The sequence below is a fragment of the Bradyrhizobium sp. 521_C7_N1_3 genome (assembly GCF_052075975.1).
GTDB classification, from domain to species: Bacteria; Pseudomonadota; Alphaproteobacteria; order Rhizobiales; family Xanthobacteraceae; genus Bradyrhizobium; species Bradyrhizobium japonicum.
On record NZ_CP197232.1, the window covers coordinates 8,350,269 to 8,374,770 of the forward strand.

The following is a 24,502-nucleotide window of genomic DNA, read 5'->3' on the forward strand; positions in this document are numbered from 1 at the left end:
GCCATGAATGTTTTATCTTCCGTCGAGACCAAGAAAGCCGAGGCAGCCGAGATCGTGGATGAACTCTGGTACAAGGACGCCATCATCTATCAGCTCCACGTCAAGGCGTTTGCCGACAGCAACCATGACGGCATCGGCGATTTCGCCGGACTGACCGAGAAGCTGCCCTATCTCCAGGAGCTCGGCGTCACCGCGCTGTGGCTGCTACCGTTCTATCCATCGCCCGGGCGCGACGACGGCTACGACATCGCCGACTACGGCTCGGTCAATCCCGATTTCGGGACAATGAAGGACTTCAAGCGCTTCATCCAGGAAGCGCAGAAGCGTGGCCTGCGCGTCATCACCGAGCTCGTCGTCAATCACACCTCCGACCAGCACAAATGGTTCAAGCGGGCGCGCCGCAGCCATCCGGGCTCGAGCGCCCGCAACTGGTATGTCTGGAGCGACACCGACCAGAAATACCAGGGCACGCGGATCATCTTCACCGACACCGAGAAATCGAACTGGACCTGGGACCCCGAGGCCGGGGCGTTCTACTGGCACCGCTTCTTCTCGCACCAGCCGGACCTCAATTTCGACAATCCGCGCGTGGTCAGCGCGCTCATCCAGGTGATGAAGCGCTGGCTGGATGCCGGCGTCGACGGCTTCCGGCTCGACGCCATTCCCTATCTCTGCGAGCGCGAGGGCACTTCGAACGAGAACCTCCCGGAGACGCACGCGATCATCAAGCGCCTGCGCCAGGAACTGGACTCCTACTCCAAGGGCAAGCTGCTGCTGGCCGAGGCCAATCAATGGCCTGAGGACGTGCAGGAATATTTCGGCCGCGGCGACGAGTGCCACATGGCCTACCACTTCCCGCTGATGCCGCGCATCTACATGGCGATCGCGCAGGAAGACCGCTTTCCGATCACCGACATCTTGCGCCAGACGCCGGACATTCCCGCGAGCTGCCAATGGGCGCTGTTCCTCCGCAACCATGACGAGCTGACGCTGGAGATGGTCACCGACGTCGAGCGCGACTATCTCTGGACCACCTATGCCAACGATCCCCGCGCGCGTATCAATGTCGGCATCCGCCGGCGGCTGGCGCCGCTGATGGACAACGACCGCCGCAAGATCGAGCTGATGAACTCGCTGCTGCTGTCATTCCCGGGCACGCCGATCATCTATTACGGCGACGAGATCGGCATGGGCGACAACATCTATCTCGGCGACCGCAACGGCGTGCGCACGCCGATGCAGTGGAGCCCGGACCGCAATGGCGGCTTCTCCCGCTGCGATCCCGCCCGTCTCTACGCGCCGCTGATCATGGACCCCGTCTACGGCTACGAGTCGGTGAACGTGGAGGCGCAGTCGCGCAGCCTGTCCTCGCTGCTCAGCGCCACCAAGCGCCTGATCTCGGTGCGCAAATCGACCCTCGCCTTCGGCCGCGGCACCATGACTTTCATCCGCCCGGCCAACCGCGCCGTGCTGGCCTATGTCCGGCAGTACAACGACGAGGTGATCCTGTGCGTCGCCAACCTCTCGCGCGCAGCCCAGGCAACCGAGCTCGACCTGTCGCCGTGGAAGGACCGCATTCCGCAGGAGATGCTCGGACGCACGCGTTTTCCGCCGATCGGCGAGCTGCCCTACATGATCACGCTGGGGCCCTACGGCTTCTACTGGTTCCAGCTCACCGAGCGCAACAAATCCGAGCCGGTGACGCCGCGCGCGGTGCCTGAGTTCGAGACGCTGGTGGTCCCGGTCAATTCGAACTGGGTGTCGCTCGCGCGCGAGCGCGGCGTGTTCGAGCGCGACGTGCTGCCGGGCTTCCTGTCGCGGACCCGCTGGTACCCCGAGCACAATCCCAAGCACATCCAGGCCACGCTGACCTCGGCGGTGCCTTTCAGCGACATCGGCGACAACAGACCCTGGATCGCGTTCTTCGAGACCACGCAGAACGATGTTACCACGCGCTACGTGCTGCCGATGCAGATCGAGTGGGTGCGCTTCGACCGCGAGCGGTTCAACCCGAAGGCGCTCGCTGCCGTGCGCCAGGGCGCGCGCGAAGGCACGCTGCTCGACGTAGCAACCGACCAGATATTCATCGGGCTTTTCCTGCGGGGCCTGTCGCAGAACCTGGTGGTGGATGAGAACAATCTGCGGCTGGAATTCAAGGCGACCAGCCGGTTTGCCGATTACACCATCAAGGAGCCCGGACGCATCCGCACCATCGAGCAGTCGAACAGCACGGCGCTGGTCGACAACCAGTACGTCGCCAAAATTCATCGCCAGCTCGAAAGCGGCATCAATCCCGAGATCGAGATCGGCCGCTATCTCACCGAGGTCGCGCGCTTTGCCAATACTCCGGCGCTGCTTGGCAGCGTCGAGCTGATCGAGGGCGATAGAAGCAGCGCGGTCGGAGTCTTGCACGCTTATGTCGAGAACCAGGGCGACGGCTGGGCCGTTACCACTGGCTATCTCGACCGCTACGTCGATGAGCAGCGGCTGGCGCCGATGGGCGAAGCGCCCCGCGAGACCCAGGAGCAGGCGCCATATCTGCACTTCGTGGCGCAGATCGGCCGGCGGCTTGCCGAGCTGCATGTGGCGCTCGCCGCCGCCAAGCCCGACAATCTCGCGCCGGAGCCGATCGGCCCCGCCCACGTCAAACGCTGGGCCTCCGACCTCAAGGCACGGGCCGAGCGGGTTTTTGAACGGCTCGCCGACAGCCGCGACGGCCTGCGGGAATCCGACCGGCCGCTGATCGATCAGCTCGTCGCGGTACGTGCGACCCTGCCCGGCCACCTCGACGCCCTCTTGCCATCCGGCATCGCCGGGTTGAACATCCGTCATCATGGCGACTTCCGCCTCGGGCAAACTCTGATCGTGAAGGACGATATCTTCATCATCGATTTCGACGGCAATCCGCATCTCGCGCTGGCCGACAAGCGGCGCAAGCTACCTGCCGCGCGCGACGTTGCCGGCCTGATCCACTCGATTGAGCTTTCGGTTAACGCAGCGCTCAGCCGCGCGCTCACGGGCGCATCCGACGAGCAGGACCGGCTCGCGACCGCACTCGGCGAATGGCGCGAACGCGCCGCCGCGACATTCCTTAACGCCTACCGCGAAGCCATGACCGATCGCCGGGTGTGGCCGGAAGATCGGCAATCCGCGGAAGGCCTGTTAAGGTTTTTCCTGCTTGATCAAGCCTTCGACGAAGTAGAGTTCGAGCTGTCCCACCGGCCTGAGGGGCTCCGTGCGCCGCTGACCGGACTGCTTCGCATTCTGTCCAATGAGAGCGAAGCCCATGCCTAAACTGCCAGCCGAGGCCTACGCGATCATCGAGGGCCGCCACTCCGACCCCTTCCATTATCTCGGGTTGCATCCCGAGGGCGGCAAGAGCGTGGTGCGCGCGTTCCTCCCCGAGGCCACCAATGTCGAGGCGGTGGGCGAACATGGCGAGGTGGCGAAGCTCGATCGCGTCCACGATTCGGGCCTGTTCATCGGCGCCCTGCCGAACGGCTCGACGCGCTACCAGCTCCGCGCCAGGTTCGGCGACAACATCGTCGAGTTCGAGGACGCCTATCGCTTCCCGCCGATCCTGACCGACTTCGATCTCTATCTGCTCGGCGAAGGCACCCATCAGCGCCTCTACGACAAGCTCGGCGCGCATCCGATGCGGCTCGAAGGCATCGACGGCATCGGCTTCGTCGTGCTGGCGCCGAACGCGCGGCGTGTGTCCGTGGTCGGCGATTTCAATTTCTGGGACGCGCGGCGCCATCCGATGCGGGTCCGCGGTGCCGGTTATTGGGAGCTGTTCATCCCGCACGCCAAGGGCGGCGACCACTACAAGTTCGATATCATCGGTCCGCACGGTCATCAGTTGCCGCTGAAGTCCGATCCCATGGCCTTTGCGAGCGAGGTGCGGCCGAAGACGGCTTCCATCGTGTTCGACGAGGCACACCTCGCACGCCCTCGCCCGGCGCCGGATGGCATCAACGCGCTCTCGGCGCCGATGTCGATCTACGAGGTCCATCTCGGCTCCTGGCGACGCAAGAACGGCGACGAATGGCTCACCTATCGCGAACTGGCCGAACAGCTGCCGGCCTATGCCCGCGACATGGGCTTTACCCATCTCGAATTCCTGCCCGTCAGCGAGCATCCCTTCGACGGCTCCTGGGGCTATCAGCCGACCGGCCTCTATGCGCCGACCAGCCGCTTCGGCGGGCCTGAAGATTTTGCCGCGCTGGTCGATGCCTGCCATCGCGAGGGGGTCGGCGTGCTGCTCGACTGGGTGCCCGGCCATTTCCCCGACGATCCGCACGGGCTCGGCAGCTTCGACGGCACCTCGCTCTACGAGCATGCCAATCCGCTCCAGGGCCGCCACCTCGACTGGGGCACGCTTATCTACAATTACGGCCGCACCGAAGTGACGAACTTCCTGGTGTCGAACGCGCTGTTCTGGCTCGAGCGTTACGCGATCGACGGCCTGCGCGTCGATGCGGTCGCCTCCATGCTCTATCTCGACTACAGCCGCCCGCCGGGCGCCTGGATTCCGAACCAGTATGGCGGCCGCGAGAACATCGAGGCGATCGCGTTCCTGCGCCGCTTCAACACCGAATTGTTCGCGCGCTTCCCGCAGGCAACCACGGCGGCCGAGGAATCCACCGCGTGGCCGCAGGTCTCGCGCCCGGTCGAATTCGGCGGGCTCGGCTTCGGCTACAAGTGGAACATGGGCTGGATGCACGACACGCTGAACTACATCAGCAAGGATCCGATTCACCGCAAGCATCATCACGGCGAGATCCTGTTCGGCCTGCACTATGCTTTCTCGGAGAACTTCATCCTGCCGCTGTCGCATGACGAGGTCGTGCACGGCAAACGTTCGATCCTCGGCCGCATGCCCGGCGACGAATGGCAGCGCTTTGCGAATTTGCGCGCCTATTACAGCTTCATGTTCGGCCATCCCGGCAAGAAGCTGCTGTTCATGGGCGCGGAGATCGCGCAAAGCCGCGAATGGAATCACGACCAGTCGCTCGACTGGCACCTGCTCGAATACAAGTACCATTCCGGCATCCAGGCGCTGATCCGCGACCTCAACTGGCTCTATCGCGCGGTGCCGGCGCTGCACCAGATGGATTGCGAACAGGGCGGATTCGAATGGCTGATCACGGATGACGCCAATCGCAACGTGTTCGCCTGGCTGCGCAAGGGATTCGACGAGCACGCACGGTGTCTCGTGATCGTCAACTTCTCACCCAACGTCTATCGCAACTATCGCGTCCCCGTGCCCTTTGCCGGCAAGTGGAAAGAGGTGTTCAATTCGGACTCCGCCCATTACGGCGGCACCAATGTCGGAAACATCGGCGAGGTTCATGCCGCTGGCGGCAAGGCGCCCGAGCTTCGCCTCACCGTTCCGCCGCTCGCCGCGATCTTCCTCGTTCCGGAAAGCTGACCGATGCGCCTGACTGCCGGATCGCCCGCACGCCTCGGCGCAAGCTGGGACGGACGCGGCACCAATTTCGCGCTGTTCTCCGCCAATGCGCAGAAGGTCGAGCTGTGCCTGTTCGACACGCAAGGAAGGCGCGAGCTCGAGCGTGTCGAGCTGCCCGAGCGGACCGAGGATGTCTGGCACGGCTATCTCAATGACATCTCGCCGGGCCAGCTCTACGGCTATCGCGTACACGGCCCCTACGAGCCCGAGCACGGCCACCGCTTCAACGCCAACAAGCTGCTGCTCGACCCCTACGCCAAACGGCTCGCCGGGCGGCTGGTCTGGAGCGATGCCCATTTCGCCTATCGCACCGGCTCACCACGCGAGGACCTCTCCTTCGACCGGCGCGACAACGCGCGCGGCATGCCCAAGGCGGTCGTCGTCGACGAGACCTTCAACTGGGGCCGTCGCGAGATCCGGCCCAACATCCCCTGGGAAGACACCGTCATCTACGAGGCCCACGTCAAGGGCCTGACGCAAAAGCGCGACGACGTGCCGCCGAATTTGCGCGGCACCTATGGTGGCCTGTCGTCGCCGGCGATGATCGAGCATCTGAAAACGCTCGGCGTCACCACCGTCGAGCTGCTTCCGATCCACAGCTTCATCGACGACCGCATTCTGGTCGAGAAGAAGCTCGTCAACTACTGGGGCTACAACACGCTGTCCTTCTTCGCGCCCGAGCCGCGCTATGCCCAGGACAATGCGCTCGATTCCTTCCGCACCACGGTCGCGCGCCTGCACGATGCCGGCATCGAGGTGATGCTCGACGTCGTCTACAACCACACGGCCGAAGGCAATCATCTCGGTCCGACCCTCTGCTATCGCGGCATCGACAATGCCTCCTATTACTGGCTGAACCGCGAGAACCCGCGCTATTACGACGACTTCACCGGCTGCGGCTCGTCGGTGAACCTCACCCACCCGCGCGTGCTCCAGATGGTGATGGATTCGCTGCGCTACTGGGTCGAGGTCTGCCATGTCGACGGCTTCCGCTTCGACCTCGCCACCACGCTCGCGCGCGGACCGAACGGCTATGATCGCGGCAGCTCGTTCCTGACGGCGATCCGGCAGGACCCGGTGCTGGCGGCGGTGAAGCTCGTCGCCGAACCCTGGGATCTCGGGCTCGGTGGCTACCAGGTCGGCGCATTCCCTTCCCAATGGTCAGAGTGGAACGATCGATATCGCAGCGCCATGCGCCGCTACTGGAGCGGCGAAGGCAGCCTGATCGGCGACATCTCGAGCCGCATGACGGCCTCATCCGACCTGTTCAACCATGACGGACGGCGACCGCGCGCCAGCATCAATCACATCACCGTGCATGACGGCTTCACCCTCGCCGACCTCTTCAGCTACAACGAGAAGCACAACGAGGCCAATGGCGAGGACAATCGCGACGGCTCCAACGACAACCACAGCAACAATTGCGGTGTCGAGGGTCCGACCGACGATCCCGAGATTCTCGGGCTGCGGCGGCAGCTTCGCAAGAACGTGCTGGCCTGCCTGATGCTGGCGCAGGGCGTTCCGCTGATCCTGGCCGGCGACGAGGTCGGCAATTCGCAGTCCGGCAACAACAACGCCTATTGCCAGGACAACGAGGTCGGCTGGGTCGGCTGGGACAATCTCGGCAAGGACGGCGACGACATGGTCGATTTCGTCGCCGGGCTCGCGGAGATCCGCCGCCGCTTCTCGCAGCTTCGCAGCCATCGCTGGCTCGACGGCCGGCCCAAGGACGGCGTTTCCTACGGCGCGCTGTGGCTGACGCCCGCCGGCGACGAGATGACGGAGAACGACTGGAAATTTCCGGAAGGGCGGTTCCTCTCCTATGTGATGGGGCCGATGGAACCGGGGAGCGCCGCGATCTTTATCGTACTGAACGCCGCCCCCGAAGAGATCGCATTCAAATTGCCCAAAATGGCCGAGTACAAAAGCTGGCAGCAGATCCTGAATACCACCGATGCCAGGCCGAACAGCGTTGATTTGCAGCCCGGAAGCGACAGCAAGGCGCCGCCGCGCTCCGTGCTCGCCTTCGCGGGGGCGCTATGAGACCATCCTTCGGGGCGAGGCCGACCAAGGACGGCGTGTCGTTCCGGCTGTGGGCGCCCGGCGCTCGCCGAGTCGATCTCCTGCTCGACAGAAGGCACGCGATGCAGCGCCGGCAGGATGGCTGGTATGTCGCCGAGATTGCCGGCCTGCCCGTCGGAAGTCCCTACCAGTTCAGGATCGACGACGAGATCGACGTGCCCGATCCCGCATCCGCCTTCCAGCCGGACGACGTTTTTGGCCCGAGCGAAGTCGTCGATCATGATGCCTTCGCGTGGCGCGCGCGCGACTGGCGCGGACGTCCCTGGGAAGAGACGGTGCTGATCGAGGCCCATGTCGGCACCTTCACGCCTGAGGGCACCTACCGCGCCATGATCGACAAGCTCGATCATCTGGTTGCGACCGGGATCACCGCGCTGGAATTGATGCCGCTGGCCGATTTCGCCGGCCGCCGCGGCTGGGGCTATGACGGCGTGCTGTGGTACGCGCCCGACAGCGCCTACGGCCGGCCCGAGGACCTGAAGACACTGATCGACGAGGCGCGTCTGCGCGGGCTGATGGTGTTCCTCGACGTCGTCTACAATCATTTCGGACCGGAGGGGAATTATCTCGGCCGCTATGCGCCGGCTTTCTTCACCGATGCGCATACGCCCTGGGGCAGTGCGATCGATTATCGCGTGCCGCAGGTCCGGGCCTTCGCGGTCGAGAACGCGCTGTCCTGGCTCACCGACTACCGCTTCGACGGCCTGAGACTGGATGCCGCCAATCACATCATGGCGATCCCGGGCGAGCAGTCGATGTTGCAGGACCTCAGCGTCGCCGCCGGCGAGCTCGCCAAGGCCACCGGGCGGCACATCCATCTCGTGCTGGAGAACGGCGACAACCGCGCCAGCCTGCTCGATGCCGCGCAGGACCCGCCCAACGGCAAATATCGCGCGCAGTGGAACGACGATTATCACCACGTCTGGCACGTGATGCTGACCGGTGAGCTCGCGGGCTATTACGCCGACTACCAGACGCCGCGCATGGATCTCGCGCGCGCGCTCGCCTCGGGCTTCGTCTACCAGGGCGAGATCTCTGAGTTCTGGGGCAAGAAGCCGCGCGGCGAGGCGAGCGGCGAGCTGCCTCCGGCGACCTTCGTCAACTTCCTGCAAAACCACGACCAGATCGGCAATCGCCCATTGGGTGAGCGGCTCGAGAGCCTGGCATCGCCGCGGCAGATCGAAGCCGCACTCGCGGTCACCTTGCTCGCGCCGATGGTGCCGATGCTGTTTCAGGGCGAGGAATGGGGCTCCACGGTGCCCTTCCCGTTCTTCTGCGATTTCCAGGGCGGCCTTGCCGATGCCGTGCGCAAGGGTCGCAAGCAGGAATATGCCTGGGCCTACGAGAAATACGGCGACGAGGTCCCCGACCCACTCGATCCCGAAACGCTGCAATCGGCCGTGCTGGATTGGACCGCCCACACGCCGGAGCAGGATGCGCGGCTGGCGCTGGTGCGGGAGCTGCTCGCGCTCCGTCACAAGGAGATCGCACCGCGGCTGAAGGGTGCGAGGTTCGGCGATGCCGCGACGGCCAATAGCGGGCTGCTCACTGCGCATTGGCGCATGGGCGACGGCACAACGTTGCGCCTGACCGCCAATCTCTCGGACAAGGACATCGCACGTCCCAGCGACGCGACAGGCACGCCGATCTGGGGCTCTGTCAGCGACAATCGGCTCCCACCCTGGTCGGTGATCTGGCATCTCGGAGGTTAGCATGCCTCCTGCCATTCCTCTTGCGACCTATCGGCTTCAGCTCACCGCGGATTTCGACTTCGACAAGGCCGCCGCGGTCGTGCCTTACCTCAAGACACTCGGGATCACGCATCTCTACGCCTCGCCGGTGATGAAGGCGCGCAAGGGCTCGACCCATGGCTACGACACCGTCGATCACAGCCAGTTCAATCCCGAGCTCGGCGGCGAGGCCGGCTTTGCTCGATTGAGCGATGCCCTCGCGCAGCACGACCTCGGCCTCATCATCGACTTCGTGCCGAACCATGTCGGCGTGCACTTTGCCGACAATCCCTGGTGGCTCGACGTGCTGGAATGGGGCCAGGCCTCGCCGCATGCGGTTTCCTTCGACATCGACTGGGATCAACTGGCCTATCGTGCCCGCGGCGGCGTGCTGCTGCCGATCCTCGGCTCGTCCTATGGCGAGGCGCTGGAGCGCAGCGATATCGAGCTGCGCTACGATCCCGATGAAGGCAACTTTTCCGCCTGGTATTTCGAGCATCGCCTGCCGATCGCGCCGGAACGCTATGGCGAAATGCTGCGCGTGATCGTGAAGGAGGCCGACGCCGCCGAGACCGAGCCCGGCAAGCGCCTGCTCGCGCTCGCGGCCCGCTACACCGGGCTGCGTCGCCCCAACCGCAGGGAAGCGCCCGGCTTCAAGGCTGAGCTCAAGGAGATCGCAGGCAGCGCCGACATCATCGACCGCGGCCTCGCCGCCTATCGTTCGGCCAAGGATCGTCCGGCGCAGACACTGGCGCTGCATCATCTGCTGGAGCGCCAGCACTACAAGCTCGGGCACTGGCGGCTCGCCTCCAGCGACATCAACTATCGCCGCTTCTTCGACGTCAACGGGCTTGCGGGCCTGCGCGTCGAGGACGCGAGCACGTTCGCCGCAACGCACCGGCTGGTGAAGCAGCTCATTGCCGACGGCAAGCTGCAAGGCATCCGCCTCGATCACATCGACGGCCTGCGCGATCCTGTGCAATATTGCCAGCGGCTGCGCCGGCTCGTGCGCGACGCGCAAGGCAACACCAAACCGTTCTATACCGTGATCGAAAAGATCCTGTGCGAGCACGAGCGCCTGCCGCGTTTCGCCGGCGTTCAGGGCACCACGGGCTATGAGTGGATGAATATCATCACCCAGGTTCTGGTCGATGCGAAAGGGCTGGAGGCGCTGAACGAGACGTGGCGGCAGATCAGCAACCGCCCGCCGCGGCTGGCGCCTTACGTCAAGGACGCCAAGCGGCGCGTGCTGGAGACGCTGCTGACCAGCGAATTCACCGTGCTGACCCGCCTGCTCGCGCGCATCGCCAACGGGCATTACTCGACCCGCGACTTCTCCGCCGACAGTCTGCGCCAGGCGCTCGAATTGTACGTGCTGCACTTCCCGGTCTATCGCACTTATTTGACGCATAGCGGCCCGACCGCGCTCGACCGCAAGCTGATCGACGACACCATCGAACGGGCCCGCGCGGAATGGTTCGCCGCGGATGAAGGCATTTTCGACTTCCTGCGCGACGCGCTGACCATGGACCTGCTCAAGCCCGGCCGTCCCCCGCACAGCGCCCCGCGGGTGCGCCGCTTCGCGCTGAAGGTGCAGCAGTTCACGGGACCGATGATGGCGAAGTCGCTGGAGGACACCGCGTTCTATCAATTCCACCGGCTGCTCGCCCTCAACGAGGTCGGCGGCGATCCCGCGAGCAACGGCTTCACGATACCTGCCTTCCACGAGGCCATGCGCGCGCGTGCCAAGGAATGGCCGCAAGGGATGACGGCGACCGCGACCCACGACACCAAGCGCGGCGAGGACGCGCGCGCGCGGATCGCGGCCCTCAGCGAGATTCCCGGCGAATGGACCAGCGCGGTGGCACGCTGGAAGGTGCTGAACGCGCCGCACCTCGCGCTCGACGGCAATCTGCGCGCGCCGTCGGCGACGTTCGAATACATGCTCTACCAGACCCTGCTCGGCGCCTGGTCGCTTGGGGAGACGGCCGATGCCGGCTTCGTCGAGCGCATCCAGGCCTATGCGCTCAAGGCCGCGCGCGAGGGCAAGGAGGAGACGAGCTGGCTCAACCCGCACGAGGCCTATGAGAACGGCGTCGAGAGCTTCATCGGGAAGATCCTCGATCCAGCGCAATCCAGCGAGTTCCTTGAGGCGCTGCAAACCCTGGCACGCCGCGTCGCGCTGCTCGGCGCCCTGAACTCGCTGAGCCAGCTCACGCTCAAGGCGACGCTGCCCGGCGTGCCGGACTTCTACCAAGGCACCGAATACTGGGACCTGTCGCTGGTCGATCCCGACAACCGCCGCCCGGTGGACTTTGCCGCGCGGCAGACGGCGCTGACGTCACTGGAAGCGCCGGACTGGCGCGGGCTGGTCAAGACCTGGCCGGACGGCCAGCTCAAGCTGGCCTGGACGCGGCACCTGCTCAAACTGCGCAACGAACTCGCCGATGTGTTCGCGCAGGGCGAGTATCAGCCGCTACAGGTCCGGGGCGCACACGCAGACCACGTCATTGCCTTTGTCCGCCGACACGGCCGCACGGCTGCGATCGTCGTGGTCGGGCGCCAGTTTGCGCCGTTCACGCAAGAGGGCCGACAATGGCCTGCGTTCGAGGGCGTTGACGCGACGATCGACATCACCGGCTACACCCGGCCGGATCTTGCCGGCAATCAATTGCCGCTCGCACAAGCCTTCCGGGATTTTCCGGCTGCGGTTATCGAAGCACGTGCCGCAAGCACTGCGAGACCCAGGCAACAGCGCGCTCGTAGCTGACGGCTACTTGCCCCCGTCCTTGGTCAGCAGCAGCTGCCCGCGCTTGCGGATAGTCGCCTGCGCCATCTCGGCGAAGCGCTGCAACAGCCACGGCAATACAACCTCAACCTTGACGTGGTCGTCGGCGACATCGATCTGGCCGCTCGCGATCTGCCCGAGCGCGCGGATGCGAAAGCTCATGCTGTCGCCGTTCCAGCGCTCCTCCTCGACCTGCATCACGGGAATGCTGGCTGCGGCGCGGCCGAGCCCGGTCTTGAGCCGGCGCACGGCTTCCTCGCGGCCGAGACGATGCGGAATGGAGACGACAAGCGGTGCTGACATGGCGCTGCCCTGTGGTGACTGATCCTCACATAGTCATGCCGCCTGGACTGGCAAAGGTTCCATGCAAGTTGGCCCCGTTCGCCGTGTTTCACCGTGGGAACCATAGAACCTGCGGCAAGTTGCCCTCGCACCACGGGACAGGTGCAAACGACCCTTTCAACAAAGGGCTGGAGGAGACTAGCATGTCTATCGGTACGATCATTCTGATCATCTTGGTCATCGCGCTGCTCGGCGGCTTCAGCGGTATCGGCGGCGGCCCGTTCTACGGCACCGGCTATTACGGCGGCGGCGGCCTCGGGCTCGTCATCGTCATCCTGCTGATCCTGCTGTTGCTCGGACGGATCTAGCCAACGCTCGAATGTAGGGTGGGTTACGCCTCCGGCTAACCCACCCTACTTCTTTTTCCCAGCGAGCTTCTTCGCCGCCGCCTTGATCGATGTCGCCGCGTCGTCATAGCCATCCCAGGCTTTCGAGCGCGCCAGCAGACCCGGCACCGTCCGCACCGTGTATCGCTTCGGATCGAGATCGCCCTTCACCTGCGCCCATGTCACGGGCATCGACACGGTCGCGCCATCGCGCGCACGGGGCGACAGCGGCGCCACCGCCGTCGACAGTCGATCGTTGCGCAAATAATCCAGGAAGATCTTTCCGTTGCGCAGCTTCTTTGACATGTTGAGCAGATAGCGCTCGGGATCGTCGTCGGCCATCCACTGGCAAACGCCTTGCGCGAACGCCTTGGCCTCCTTCCAGCTCACCTTATCGCGCGCGCCGTGGAGCAGCGGCACCACCACGTGCAGGCCCTTGCCGCCGGTGGTCTTGCAAAAGCTCTCCATGCCGACGTCGGTGAGGCGCTGCCGCATCTCCTTGGCGGCGTCCACGACATCGGCAAACTTGACGTCCGGCGCAGGATCGAGATCGAACACCAGCCGGCCCGGCGTATCGTAGGCGTCCGGGGCGCAATTCCAGGGATGCAGCTCGACACCGCCGATCTGCGCGACCGCGGCAAGCCCCTCGACGCGATCGATCTGCAGGTACGGCTTGCGATCGCCCGAGACCTTCGCGAGCTCCAGCAGATTCGACGTGCCCTGCATGGCATGGCGCTGAAAGAACTTTTCGCCGCCGATGCCATCCGGCGCGCGCAGGATCGAACAGGGCCGGCCCTTGATGTGCTCGATCATCCAGGCGCCGACGGCTTCGAAATAGCGCGCAAGATCGAGCTTTGTCACGCCTTCGCCGTCGCCGCCATCCGGCCACAGCTCCTTGTCCGGCTTCGAGATGACGACACCCATCACCTCGGCCGTGCCGGCATCCTTCCGCTTGCCTGCACTCGGCACGGCACGCTTCCTGGCCGAGGGCTTGGCGAGTTCGGTATCGGCGGGTGTTTCCGCCTCGACCTCCTCGGCCGGCTTGTCCTGCCGCAGGCCCTTGAAGGCGGCCTGGCGGATGTTGCCGTCGGCGGTGAAGCCGGCGAACTCGATCTCGGCGACGAGCTCCGGCTTCAGCCAGTGCACGTCGCGCGTCTTTTTCGGCGCGTTCTTGCCGCCGAAGGGGCTTTGCCCGGCCTCCATGGCCTTCAAGGACGGCATGATGCGCTTGACCGTGTCCGCGCCGAAGCCGGTGCCGACCATACCGACGAAGGCGAGATGATCGCCGCGGTGCACGCCGGCCATCAGCGAGCGGAATTTTCCGTTGGTGGTCTTCCAGCCGCCGATCACGACCTCATGGCCGGCGCGGCATTTCGCCTTGGTCCAGCTTTCCGTTCGCCCCGACCGGTAAGGCGCATCGAGCTTCTTCGACACCACGCCTTCGAGCTCGAGCTTGCAGGCCGATTGCAGCACGGCATCGCCGCTGCTCTCGAAATGCTCGACATAGCGGATTTGGCTCGATTTCTTCTTGCCTGCGTCCAGGAGTTGCCTGAGGCGGTCCTTGCGCTCGCCGAGTGGCAGGCGCCGGCAATCGAGCCCCTCGGCGAACAGGAGGTCGAAGGCAAAGAAAATCAGGTCCTCAGTCTTGCCATCCGACAGCGCGGCCTGGAGCGAGGAGAAATTCGGCGCGCCGTTGTGATCCAGCGCGACGACCTCGCCGTCAATCATGACGTCGGGAAGCTCCCCCGCCTCCTTGGCGATGGCTGCGAACTTATCGGTCCAGTCGAGGCCCTTGCGCGTCTTCAGCGTCGCCTCGCCATCCTCGACGCGGAGCTGGACGCGATAGCCGTCGAACTTGATCTCGTGGCACCAGCCATCGGCCGCCGGCGGCCGCTGGACCGGGGTGCAGAGCTGCGGCGCGACGAAGTCCGGCATCTCCGAAACTTTCTTCGCGTTTGTCGCGGTTGTGGCCTTTATCTTTGCGCCCGTCCCGCGCTTCAACGCCGCGCCGGGCGCCGGCCTGACGGTGCGCCCTTTCGGCTCCTCGGCACGATTGGACTGCCAGACCGCATCGGCCTTGGCCTTGGCACCCTTCGCCAGCATGAACGGTTTCGGCGCGCGGCCCCTGCCATCGGCGATCTCTGCCATCGCGCGGCCCGAGGCCACCGACTTGTCCTCGCTGAGAATGTCGTCGCTCTCGCTGGCATATTCGTCGCGATGCTTGATCAGGAGCCAGTTGGTGCGCTTGCCGCCGTTGCGGTCATGCCTCATCCGCACCAGCACCCAGCTTCCATGCAGCTTGTCGCCGTGGAGCGTGAACTTGAGGTCGCCCTTCTGGAAGCCGTGCTCGGGATCCTCGGACTCCCAGGTGCCGCGGTCCCAGAGCATGACCGTGCCGCCGCCATACTGCCCTTCCGGAATCGTGCCTTCGAAATCGCCATAGTCGAGCGGATGGTCCTCGACCTCGACCGCCAGCCGCTTGTCATGCGGATCGAGCGAGGGTCCCTTGGTCACCGCCCACGACTTGAACACGCCGTCGAACTCGAGCCGCAGATCATAGTGCAGCCGCGTCGCATCGTGCTTCTGGATCACGAAGCGCCGCTGCGCCGATGGCGCCACCGCGGTCTTGCCCGACGGCTCCGGTGTCTTCTCGAAATCGCGTTTCTGTCGGTAGGTGGAGAGTTTTCGCAGCACGACCGGTCCCGCATTCTCTTTCGGCGTTGAAGCCTATCACGACAAAAGTCCCACCCGGAACCAAAACCCGATGGGGCTGTTGGGGTTCCAAAATGCCTTGAAACGCTGGAGAACGGAATGGCCCCGCGCGCCTATTGGAAGGGAACGTTAAAGCTCTCGCTGGTCAGTTGCCCGGTCGCGCTTTATCCCGCGACCACCGCGGCCGAGAAGACGCGGTTTCACATGATCAACCGCGAGACCGGAAACCGGCTCAAGCAGCAGATGGTGGACTCCGGGACCGGCGACGTGGTCGAGAGCGACCAGAAGGGACGCGGCTACGAGCTGCGCAAGGGCAAATATGTCGAGATCGAGCCGGAGGAGCTCGAGGCGGTCCAGATCGAAAGCAACCACACCATCGACATCGAGAGTTTCGTGCCGAGCGACGAGATCGACCAGCGCTATCTCAACCATCCCTATTATATCACGCCCGACGGCAAGGCTGCGGTCGATGCTTTTGCCGTGATCCGGGACGCCATGAAGGACCAGGACCGCGTGGCGCTCGCCAAGATCGTGCTCACCAACCGCGAGCACATCATCGCGATCGAACCGCTCGGCAAGGGCCTGCTCGGCACCACGTTGCGTTTCCCCTATGAGCTGCGCGACGAGGACCAGTTCTTCGACGACATCAAGAGCCCCAGGATCACCAAGGACATGGTCGAGCTCGCCAGCCACATCCTGCATACCAAGGCCGCACATTTCGACCCGAGCAAGTTCAAGGACGAGTACGAGACCGCGCTGAAGGCGCTGGTGAAGCGCAAGGCCAGCGGCAAGACAATCGAGCTGCCGGAACGCGAGGAGCGGCCGAGCAACGTCGTCAGCCTGATGGACGCGCTGAAGCAGAGCCTGAAGGGACGCGGCCGGAAGAAGACGGCGGCGAAGTCCCATGCGCGTCGCGCCACCGGGCGCCAGCGCAGCGCGAAGAAGACGCACCGGTCGACGGCGCGGCAGAGGAAGGCGGGGTAGCTCGTCATTCCGGGGCGATGCGAAGCATCGAGCCCGGATCCATCATTCCAAGCGTGACGGCCGGAGAAATGGATTCCGGGTTCGCGCCGACGCGCGCCCCGGAATGACGGCCGTGGCTAATCCCCCGCCTTCAGCCGGTACCCGATCCCGGTCTCCGTCAGCACATATTGCGGACGTTCCGGATCGGCTTCGATCTTCTGACGGAGCTGGCGGACATAGACGCGCAGATATTGCGCGTCGGTGAGCTCGTCCCAGAGCTCTTTCAGCAGGAAGCGATGGGTCAGCACCTTGCCGGCGTGCTGCACCAGAACGCGCAGGAGATCATATTCCTTCGGCGACAGCTTGACGTCCCGCTCGCCGACCTTGACGATGCGGCGGACGAGGTCGACCGAGAGATCGCCGGTGCGGAATATCGGGCGTTCGCCCTGCACCTGAAGCTGGTGGCGCAGCGCGGCGCGCAGGCGCGCCAGGAGCTCGTCCATGCCGAACGGCTTTGTCAGATAATCGTCGGCGCCGAGATCGAGCGCCTGCACCTTGCCGGCCTCGTCGCCGCGGCTCGAGAGCACCACGATCGGCACGCCCTCGTTGCGGCCGCGGATGGTGCGCAGCAATTCGTGACCCTGGATGTCCGGCAGGCCGAGATCGAGAATGATCAGCGCGGGCTCGTCCGCGAGCTTCTCGAGCGCGGTCTTTCCGTTCGACGCTTCCAGGATCTCGTAGCCTTGCGTCGAGAGCCCCATCCGCAGCAATTTTCGGATCGGCGGCTCGTCGTCGATGACCAGAACCTTGATCGGGGCGGCGCTCATGCTGCGGTATCCAATGCGTGGGTCCGTGCCGGAATGGGCAGCCGGATGGTGAGGATCGCGCCGCTGCGGTCGCCGCGGTTGGCGGCCGAGATCGTGCCCTGCATCGCCTCGACGAAGCCGCGGGAGATGGCGAGCCCCAGCCCGGTGCCGGGACGCACATGGTCGCCCTTCTGCACGCGATAGAACTTGTCGAACACGCTCTCGAGCTCGTCAGGCGGAATACCGCCACCCTGATCGGCGATCTCCAGCACAACGTGATTCCCCTCGCGCCGGCTGCGGATCGAGATCGTTGTATCGGGCAGCGAATATTTCGCGGCATTGTCGAGCAGATTGAACAGCACTTGCTCGAACAGCACGGCATCGAGCTGAAGCATCGGCAGATCGGCGGCCAGCACCAGTTCCACCTTGTGCGCCGTCAATATCTTGCTCGCCCGCCGCAGCGCGCTGCCGACGATCTCGCCGAGATCGTGCAGTGCCGCGTTGGGCACGACGGCGCCGGATTCGAGCTTTGTCATGTCGAGCAGATTGGCGATGAAGCGGTTGAGCCGCTCCGACTCGTCGATCACGGTGGCGAGCAGATCGCGCTTCTCGGTGTCGGACAAGGCACCGGCGAGATCGCGCATGGTCGAGGCCGCGCCAAGCACGGAGGCGAGTGGCGTCTTGAGATCGTGCGAGATCGAGGTCAGCAGCGCAGAGCGCAACCGCTCGGATTCCACGGTCCGCTTGACGCGATCCACGTCCTCGACCAGCAGCACGCGCTCGATTGCCAGTGCGCCCTGGTCGACGAGTGCATCGAGCAGCCGGCGCTGGTCGGGGGTCAGCAGCGGACCGGTGCGATCATTGTCGATACCGATGACGCCGATCGGACCACGCCCGGTGCGCATCGGCAGGAACAGCCGCTTGGCGCCGGGCAGCGTGTCCGAGCCGCGGCCGGCGGGACGATCGTTGCTCCAGGCCCAATTGGCGGCGGCGAGATCGGCCTGGTCGATCTGGTCCTCGGGCGGATAGCCGGACTTCACCGTGAGCAGCCCTTCCTCCGGCAGCAGCAGGACCACGCGAACCTTCAGCATCAGCGCAGTTTGATAGGCGGTTGCCCAGAGCACATCGTCGAGCGTGCCGGTGCCCGTCAGCTTGCGGCTGAACGCATAGAGCTGCTCGGTCGTGCGGATGCGGCCGAGCGCGGTGTCCGCCTGCGTCCGCACCCGCCCGGCGACGTTCGACACCACGAACGCGATTAACATGAAAAAGAAGAACGCCGCGACATTGGTCGGGTCGGTAATCGTCAAAGTGTAGACCGGCGGCAGGAAGAAGAAGTTGTACGCCAGCGACGCCGCGACGCTCGCAAGAAGCGACGGCCACAACCCGTAGCGAACGGCCACGGCAACGACCGCGGTCAGGAACATCAGGTCGACGTTTTCGATGCCGAAATACGGCTTGATGGCCACCGCTGCCGCAAGGCCGAGCGCGGTGATCCCGAGCGCCTTCAAATAGGGACGTGCGTCAAACGCCTCTGCGCGTGCCGCCGTCTGAACCGCCGTCTTCGGCGCCGGCTCGGTTGCGAGCTCATCACCGGGAATGACGTGAACGCTGATATTGCCGGCACTGCGCACGAGATCGTGCACGACGGAGCCGCGCGTCAGTTCGAACCACCGCGAGCGCGTCGATTTCCCGATCACGATCTGGGTGACGTTGTTGCCTTGCGCGAAGTTGATGACGTCGTCGGCGATGCGGCGGCCCACAGCGGGAATGGTCAGCGCTTCACCGCCCAGCGATTCGGCAAGCCGCAACGTATCGGCGAGACGGTCGCGTTCCTCGTCCGAAAGCTGGAGCGACCGCCGGGTCTCGATCGAGATCGCGGTGAATTGCGCATGCAGCCGGTCGGCCAGCCGCTTGGTGTAGCGGACGAGCCCGGCCGCGCGCGGATCCTCGCTGATGCAGACGAGGATGCGCTCGCCCGCGGCCCAGGGGCCGGCGATGGCATTCGCCTGCATATGATTGAGAAGCTGCTCGTCGACCCGCTCGGCCGTACGCCGCAGCGCCAGCTCGCGCAGCGCGGTCAGATTGCCCGGCGAGAAATAGTGCTCCAGCGCCCGCTCGGCCTGCTTGGGCACATAGACCTTGCCCTCCCGCAGCCGCTGGATCAGATCGTCGGGCGTGAGGTCGATCAGCTCGATCGCATCGGCGCGGTCGAAGACCGAGTCCGGCACGGTCTCGCGCACCCGCACATGGGTGATCTGGGCGACGACGTCGTTCAGGCTCTCGATATGCTGGATGTTGACGGCGGTGTAGACGTCGATGCCGTGGGACAGCAGCTCCTCGACGTCGAGATAGCGCTTGGGATGGCGGCTACCGGCGGCATTGGTATGAGCGAGCTCGTCAACCAGCGCGATCCGAGGGCGGCGCACGATCACGGCATCGAGGTCCATCTCCTCGACGATCTGGCCGCGGTAATCGAACCTCTTGCGCGGCACCACCTCGAGCCCGCGCACCAGCGCCTCGGTCTCGGCGCGGCCATGGGTCTCGACAAAGCCGACCACCACGTCGATACCCGCCTTGCGCTTGGCATGGGCGCTTTGCAGCATCTCGTAGGTCTTGCCGACGCCGGGGGCGGCGCCGACGAAGATCTTCAGCTTGCCGCTCGCGCTCTCTTCCCGACGCGCGGCTTCAAGCAGCGCCTCAGGGGACGGACGTTGTTCGGGATCGCGGCGCTCTCGGACCATCAGGCCAATATAATCATCCGCCCGCCCCCAGCCTAGACCGCTACTTCGCGGTGGCGCGATCGAGCGCGAGGTTCAGTGCCAGAACGTTAACCCGCGGTTCGCCAATCAGGCCGAGCAGACGACCCTGGGTGTTGGAGGCTACGAGCTGCTTGACCTGATCGTCCGGCAGATTCCGCGCCTTCGCCACCCGCGGCACCTGAAATAGCGCCGCTTCCGGCGAGATGTCCGGGTCGAGGCCGCTGGCCGAGGTGGTGACCAGGTCGACCGGCACGGCGGCGTTCGGATTTTCAGCGTTCAACTTGTCCACGTCCTCCTTGAGCCGGTCAGCCAGCGCCTTGCTGGTCGGGCCAAGGTTGGAGCCGCCCGAATTGGCCGCGTTGTAGGGCGCCGAGACCGTCTTGGTCGGATCATTCGGATCCGGCGCCAAAGTCGCCGAAAGGCGACCGTGGAAATATTTGTCGTCCTTGAACTCCTGTCCGATCAGGGCGGAGCCAATCACCTTGCCGTCCCGCTCGATCAGGCTGCCCTGCGCCTGTGAGGGGAAGATCGCACCGGCAATAGCGGTCATTGCGAGCGGATAGGCCAGGCCGGTGATGGCGGTGAGCACCAGCAGCAGGACGATGGCGGGGCGGATTTCTCTGAGCATGTTAGGTCTCCAAATCTTTCGTCATTGCGCGGGGCGCGGTGCGCCCCGCGACGACGATCAAGCCAGATGCAAGGCGGTGACGACGAGGTCGATCGCCTTGATGCCGATGAAGGGAATCACGATGCCGCCGAGGCCGTAGATCAGGAGGTTGCGCCTCAGCAACGCGCCGGCACCGACCGCGCGATAGGCCACGCCCTTCAGCGCCAGCGGGATCAGCGCGATGATGACCAGCGCGTTGAAGATGATCGCCGACAGGATGGCGCTCTGCGGGCTCGACAGGTTCATGACGTTGAGCACGTTGAGCTGCGGGTAGAACGCCAGGAACATCGCCGGGATGATCGCAAAATACTTTGCGACGTCGTTGGCGATCGAGAACGTGGTCAGCGCACCGCGTGTCATCAGCAGTTGCTTGCCGATCTCGACCACCTCGATCAGCTTGGTCGGGTTGGAATCGAGGTCGACCATGTTGCCCGCCTCGCGGGCGGCCTGGGTGCCGGTGTTCATGGCGACGCCGACGTCGGCCTGCGCGAGCGCCGGGGCGTCGTTGGTGCCGTCGCCGCACATGGCGACCAGCTTGCCCTTGGCCTGCTCGTCGCGGATCAGCTTGAGCTTGTCCTCGGGCGTTGCCTGCGCGAGGAAGTCATCGACGCCCGCCTCCGCCGCGATCGCAGCGGCCGTCATCGGGTTGTCGCCCGTGATCATGATGGTCCGGATGCCCATGCGGCGCAGTTCTGCGAAGCGCTCGCGGATGCCGCCCTTGACGATGTCCTTGAGCTGGATGACGCCGAGCAGCTTGCCGTCCTTTGCGACCGCAAGCGGCGTTCCGCCCGCTTTCGAGATCTCGTCGGCAATGGCCTGGACTTCACGGCCGACGTCGGAAAGCACCCCAGGCTGGATGGCGCGCGCGGTGTTGCCGGAGGCAACGGCCAGCGGCGCACCGCCGCCGACATAGTTGAGCATGGCATCGACCGCGCCCTTGCGCACCGACGAGCCGCCGGCATCGACACCGCTCATGCGGGTTTGTGCCGTGAACGGAATGAAGGTGGCGCCAAGCTCGGCCATGTCCCGGCTGCGAATGGAATATTTCTCCTTCGCCAGCACGACGATGGAGCGGCCTTCCGGGGTCTCGTCGGCGAGCGAGGCGAGCTGCGCCGCATCGGCGAGCTCCTGCTCGGTGACGCCGCGAACCGGGCGGAAGGCAGTGGCCTGGCGGTTGCCGAGCGTGATCGTGCCGGTCTTGTCGAGCAGCAGCGTATCGACGTCACCGGCAGCCTCGACCGCACGGCCGGACATCGCCAGCACGTTGAAACGCACGAGGCGATCCATGCCGGCGATACCGATCGCCGACAGCAGCGCGCCGATCGTGGTCGGGATCAGCGTCACGAACAGTGCGACCAGCACGACCACCGAGATCGAGCCGCCGGCATAAGCCGCATAGCTCGGAATGGTGACGGTGGCGAACACGAAGATGATGGTGAGGCCCGCCAACAGGATGTTGAGCGCAATCTCGTTCGGCGTCTTCTGCCGCTCGGCGCCCTCGACCAGCTTGATCATGCGGTCGATGAAGGTCGAGCCCTGCGCGGCCGTGATGCGGACGCGGATCCAGTCGGACAGCACCTGCGTGCCGCCGGTCACCGCCGAGCGGTCGCCGCCGGACTCGCGGATCACGGGTGCGGACTCGCCGGTGATGGCGGCTTCGTTGACGGAAGCGACGCCTTCGATCACCTCGCCGTCGGAGGGGATGACGTCACCAGCCTCGACCAGCACGATGTCGCCGACCTTCAGGCTTGTGCCCGGCACCAGGTTGAAGGCCTGGCCCGCGCCGGTCAGGAGCTTGGCCTGGCTCTCGGTGCGGGTCTTGCGCAGAGATTCCGCCTGCGCCTTGCCGCGGCCTTCGGCGACGGCCTCGGCGAAGTTGGCGAACAGCACCGTGAACCAGAGCCAGAGGATGATCTGGAACGTAAAGCCGAGGTTTCCCCCGCCGCTGACGAGGTCGCGCAGGAAGATCACCGTGGTGAGCGCGGCCACGATCTCGACCACGAACATCACGGGGTTCTTGATCATCAACCGCGGGTCGAGCTTGGTGAAGGACGCGCTGATCGCGGGCAGAACGATCTTGGGATCGAGCATTGCCGACATCGGGGCACGTTTTTGCAGTTTCATCGTATCCATGGAGGTCACTCCAACAATCAGAAGACGTTGCCGGCGTTCATCGCGAGTTGCTCGACGATCGGGCCGAGCGCGAGTGCCGGGAAGAAGGTCAGGCCACCGATGATCAGGATCACGCCCACGACGAGGCCGACGAACAGCCCACCCGTGGTCGGGAATGTGCCCGCCGACGGCGGGATCGACTTCTTGGCGGCCAGCGAGCCCGCAATCGCCATCGCCGGAACGATCATGAAGAACCGGCCGACGAACATCGCGGATGCGAGGGTGAGGTTGTAGAACAACGTGTTGCCGGTGAGGCCTGCGAAGGCCGAGCCGTTGTTGCCGGTCGCCGAGGTGAAGGCGTAGAGCACCTCGGTGAAGCCATGCGGGCCGGCATTCGCCATGGAGGCGACCGCCGCCGGATAGACCACGCCGACCGCGGTCCAGCCGAGATACATCAGCGGCAGCACGAGGATCGCGAGCATCGCCATCTTGACTTCGCGCGCCTCGATCTTCTTGCCGACATATTCCGGTGTGCGGCCGACCATCAGGCCGGCGACGAAGATCGCGAGCACGACGAACAGCAGCATGCCATAGAGACCGGCGCCGACGCCGCCGATGATGACTTCGCCGAGTTGCATGTTGATCAGCGGGATCATGCCGCCGAGCGCGGTGAAGCTGTCATGCATGGCGTTGACCGCGCCGCACGAGGCGGCCGTGGTCACCACGGCGAACAGCGAGGATGCGACGATGCCGAAGCGGACTTCCTTGCCCTCCATGTTGCCGCCAGTCAGGCCGAGCGCATGCATGATCGAGGTGCCGTTGGCTTCCGCCCAATAGGTGATGGCGACGCCGGCGATGAACAGCACGCCCATCACCGCGAAGATCGCCCAGCCTTGGCGCTGGTTGCCGACCATGCGGCCGAACACATTGGTCATGGCCGCGCCGATCAGGAAGATCGAGAGCATCTGCACGAAATTCGACAGCGCGGTCGGGTTCTCGAAGGGATGGGCGGCGTTGGCGTTGAAGAAGCCGCCGCCATTGGTGCCGAGCATCTTGATCGCGACCTGCGAGGCCACCGGGCCGACCGCGATGGTCTGCTTGGCGCCTTCGAGCGTCGTGGCCTCGACGTAATCACCGAGCGTCTGCGGGATGCCCTGCCAGACCAGGAACAGCGTGTAGACGATGCAGATCGGCAGCAGCACGTAAAGTGTCGTGCGGGTGACGTCGACCCAGAAATTGCCGACCGTGCGCATCGAGGCGCGCGAGAATCCGCGGATCATGGCCACCGCGAGCGCGATGCCGGTCGCCGCCGACAGGAAATTCTGGTGCGTCAGGCCGAGCATCTGCACGAGATAGGATACCGTGCTCTCGCCGCCGTAATTCTGCCAGTTGGTATTGGTGATGAAGGAAATCGCGGTGTTGAAGGAGAGATCCTGGGCGACCGCGCCCTGCCCGGCCGGGTTGAAGGGCAACACCGCCTGAAGCCGCATCACGCCGTAGATGATCAGGAAGCCGCCGACATGGAACAGCAGCATCGAGACCGTGTAGGTCAGCCAATGCTGCTCGCGCCTCTCCTCGACGCCGGAAAACCAGTAGATGCCGGCCTCGATCGGCCGCAGCACCGGCGACAGGAACGTCCGCTCGCCGTTGAACACAGCCGTCATGTACCCGCCGAGCGGTTTCGTCAGCGCGACGATAATCGCGCAAAAGAGAATGATCTGGAGCCAACCGATCATGGTCAT

Annotated in this window: 14 protein-coding genes; 7 read left to right on the forward strand and 7 right to left on the reverse strand. The window is 64.9% G+C overall.

All coding sequences use genetic code 11. The features are described from left to right. The first annotated feature begins 3 nt into the window (after positions 1-3). Genes treS through treY form a run of 5 tightly spaced genes read left to right on the forward strand, consistent with a single transcriptional unit; the run spans position 4 to position 12,055 of the window. Positions 4-3,294, forward strand: a complete 3,291-nt coding sequence (treS, locus tag AB7008_RS39290; protein WP_441260539.1) for a maltose alpha-D-glucosyltransferase — start codon at positions 4-6, stop codon at positions 3,292-3,294. Continuing rightward, entirely contained in the window at positions 3,287-5,434 is a 2,148-nt protein-coding gene (glgB, locus tag AB7008_RS39295) for a 1,4-alpha-glucan branching protein GlgB (RefSeq protein WP_441260540.1), read from the forward strand. Before treS ends, glgB begins: the two co-directional genes overlap by 8 nt. A 3-nt stretch (positions 5,435-5,437) precedes the next feature. After that, the gene (gene glgX / locus AB7008_RS39300; RefSeq protein ID WP_441260541.1) at positions 5,438-7,516 is read left to right on the forward strand and encodes a glycogen debranching protein GlgX; all 2,079 of its coding nucleotides are present in this window, start codon (positions 5,438-5,440) and stop codon (positions 7,514-7,516) included. Next, positions 7,513-9,267 carry a malto-oligosyltrehalose trehalohydrolase gene (gene treZ, locus AB7008_RS39305; RefSeq protein WP_441260542.1) on the forward strand — a complete coding sequence of 585 codons (1,755 nt, stop codon included), beginning with the start codon at positions 7,513-7,515 and terminating at the stop codon, positions 9,265-9,267. The genes glgX and treZ overlap by 4 nt, the downstream gene beginning before the upstream one ends. A 1-nt stretch (position 9,268) precedes the next feature. Then, the gene (gene treY / locus AB7008_RS39310) at positions 9,269-12,055 is read left to right on the forward strand and encodes a malto-oligosyltrehalose synthase (RefSeq protein WP_441260543.1); all 2,787 of its coding nucleotides are present in this window, start codon (positions 9,269-9,271) and stop codon (positions 12,053-12,055) included. A gap of 3 nt (positions 12,056-12,058) precedes the next feature. On the opposite strand, the gene AB7008_RS39315 is transcribed toward treY, so the two are convergent. Then, a complete protein-coding gene (locus AB7008_RS39315) occupies positions 12,059-12,376 on the reverse strand; it encodes a polyhydroxyalkanoic acid system family protein (RefSeq protein WP_441260544.1) in 318 nt (105 codons plus the stop codon). Positions 12,377-12,558: 182 nt separating this feature from the next. Between AB7008_RS39315 and AB7008_RS39320 the strand changes: the two genes are divergently transcribed. After that, positions 12,559-12,723 carry a DUF3309 family protein gene (locus AB7008_RS39320; protein ID WP_007595743.1) on the forward strand — a complete coding sequence of 55 codons (165 nt, stop codon included), beginning with the start codon at positions 12,559-12,561 and terminating at the stop codon, positions 12,721-12,723. Positions 12,724-12,768: 45 nt separating this feature from the next. Here AB7008_RS39320 and ligD read toward each other — a convergent pair whose 3' ends face one another. Next, positions 12,769-15,435, reverse strand: a complete 2,667-nt coding sequence (gene ligD / locus AB7008_RS39325) for a DNA ligase D (RefSeq protein WP_441260545.1) — start codon at positions 15,433-15,435, stop codon at positions 12,769-12,771. Positions 15,436-15,552: 117 nt separating this feature from the next. On the opposite strand from ligD, the gene ku reads away from it, so the two are divergent. Further along, complete coding sequence (gene ku, locus AB7008_RS39330) at positions 15,553-16,437, forward strand: non-homologous end joining protein Ku (protein ID WP_441260546.1); 885 nt, start codon at positions 15,553-15,555, stop codon at positions 16,435-16,437. A gap of 116 nt (positions 16,438-16,553) precedes the next feature. On the opposite strand, the gene AB7008_RS39335 is transcribed toward ku, so the two are convergent. Genes AB7008_RS39335 through kdpA form a run of 5 tightly spaced genes read right to left on the reverse strand, consistent with a single transcriptional unit; the run spans position 16,554 to position 24,502 of the window. Next, positions 16,554-17,243 carry a response regulator gene (locus AB7008_RS39335; RefSeq protein WP_028160670.1) on the reverse strand — a complete coding sequence of 230 codons (690 nt, stop codon included), beginning with the start codon at positions 17,241-17,243 and terminating at the stop codon, positions 16,554-16,556. Next, complete coding sequence (locus tag AB7008_RS39340) at positions 17,240-19,963, reverse strand: sensor histidine kinase (RefSeq protein WP_304491194.1); 2,724 nt, start codon at positions 19,961-19,963, stop codon at positions 17,240-17,242. The genes AB7008_RS39335 and AB7008_RS39340 overlap by 4 nt, the downstream gene beginning before the upstream one ends. A gap of 40 nt (positions 19,964-20,003) precedes the next feature. After that, positions 20,004-20,609 (reverse strand): K(+)-transporting ATPase subunit C, encoded by a 606-nt coding sequence (locus AB7008_RS39345; protein ID WP_441260547.1) that lies wholly within the window; start codon positions 20,607-20,609, stop codon positions 20,004-20,006. Positions 20,610-20,666: 57 nt separating this feature from the next. Beyond that, a complete protein-coding gene (kdpB, locus tag AB7008_RS39350) occupies positions 20,667-22,781 on the reverse strand; it encodes a potassium-transporting ATPase subunit KdpB (RefSeq protein ID WP_028160673.1) in 2,115 nt (704 codons plus the stop codon). A gap of 17 nt (positions 22,782-22,798) precedes the next feature. After that, positions 22,799-24,502 carry a potassium-transporting ATPase subunit KdpA gene (gene kdpA, locus AB7008_RS39355; protein WP_304491196.1) on the reverse strand — a complete coding sequence of 568 codons (1,704 nt, stop codon included), beginning with the start codon at positions 24,500-24,502 and terminating at the stop codon, positions 22,799-22,801.